A 1,519-nucleotide genomic window follows, 5' to 3' on the forward strand; every position below is an offset into this window, starting at 1 on the left:
GAACAACTTCATATGAATTAACAACATCAATGAGTATTTCAATTTTAGGCTCTTTTATCATAAAATCTTTTAAAATAGCAGGCAAAATAGAAGAAGCAATTTGAGGTGCAACTGCAATAGATAATTGCTTCGTATAACCACATTGCCATGCCTCAAAATGATGTAAACCTATTTCATATTCCTTTAGAATTTTTTGAGCAATCGGTAAAAAACGATGTCCCTCTGCATTCAATAGAACTTGTTTTCCTTTTCTCGAAAATAAAGAACATTGTAAATAATCTTCTAATCTTTGTATGTGTTTAGACACAGCTGGTTGTGTCAGAAAAAGAATTTCACTCGCTTTCCGAAAGTTTTCATGCTGTGCAGTAACAATAAAAGTTTTTAGCCATTTAATATTCATTGATATCCTCCTAATAACGATTTGTTATTAAAATTGTTATTTTTCTTTATTTCTGTTTATGTATTCAAACTATTATAATTCAATTATGGAATATTTAAACATTTAAATTAAATAAAAGGAGGAATTTTATAATGAATACGACGAAAAAAGATTTATGGGACGCTTCACTTTACGATAACAATCATGCATTTGTATCTAACTACGGAACAGATCTCATCTCATTACTTAATCCAAAGCAAGGGGAAAGGGTACTAGACGTAGGATGTGGGACAGGCGATTTGGCAAATATGCTACATGACCTTCACATAGACGTTGTTGGCATTGATTATTCCGAAAATATGATTGAGCAAGCAAAGCAAAAATATCCACATATTCCGTTTTATGTAGCTGATGCGACAGCATTGACATATGAAAATGAATTTGATTGTGTTTTTTCAAATGCGACACTACATTGGATTAAAAATCCTGAAAAGGCGATAGAAAGCATTTATCAAAGTTTAAAACTAGGAGGAAGAATGGTTGTAGAGTTTGGTGGTGGTGGCAATGTGCAAACAATCACTGATGAGTTAATCAAACAAATCAAAAATGCCGGCATTCCTTTTACAGATGAACAATTCCCATGGTATTTCCCTACAATCGGTGAATATACGTCGTTACTAGAGTCTAAAAACTTTCAAGTAGGTTATGCATTCCATTTTAGCCGACCTACGAAGCTTTCTGGCGAAGATGGTTTAAGAAACTGGTTAGAAATGTTTAGTCCAAGTATCTTTGAAAATGTAGATACGGTAGTCAAAAATAATATTTTTGATACAGTGGAAAAAAATTTATATGAAAAGCTTTATCGTAATGGTAATTGGTATGCTGATTACAAGCGAATTAGAATTATCGCTTTAAAGAAATAACTTTATCGAAAATCAAAATGTTATAAGACATTTAGGCGTACAGACAGCAAAACGGAAAAATTGTACGTTAAGATCAGTAACCTTGATATGACAGCATAAGTGCCAATAATGTTCGTTTATGGTGTTGCATCAACTGGCAGTTAATATTTTACTAAAATTGGCTCATTTCAGCTCCAAAACCCATTCCCAAAAAGAAAGTCCCATAAATTAGAGAGAA

The 1,519-nt window shown here is 32.3% G+C and carries 2 protein-coding genes; one reads left to right on the forward strand and one right to left on the reverse strand.

The features are described 5' to 3' along the window. The coding region (locus QI30_RS19565) for a LysR family transcriptional regulator (RefSeq protein WP_148113919.1) at nucleotides 1-400 on the reverse strand (400 nt) is incomplete at its 3' end. Nucleotides 401-531: 131 nt separating this feature from the next. Here QI30_RS19565 and QI30_RS19570 point away from each other — a divergent pair. Then, nucleotides 532-1,302 (forward strand): class I SAM-dependent methyltransferase, encoded by a 771-nt coding sequence (locus tag QI30_RS19570; RefSeq protein ID WP_126992130.1) that lies wholly within the window; start codon nucleotides 532-534, stop codon nucleotides 1,300-1,302. Nucleotides 1,303-1,519 lie beyond the last annotated feature (217 nt).

This window comes from Candidatus Kurthia intestinigallinarum, assembly GCF_003991225.1.
GTDB lineage: Bacteria > Bacillota > Bacilli > Bacillales_A > Planococcaceae > Kurthia > Kurthia populi.

What these genes read in the sequence shown, in the direction of transcription:
- QI30_RS19570 (WP_126992130.1), top strand. Translation starts at nt 532, where the DNA reads ATGAATACGACGAAAAAAGATTTATGGGACGCTTCACTTTACGATAAC.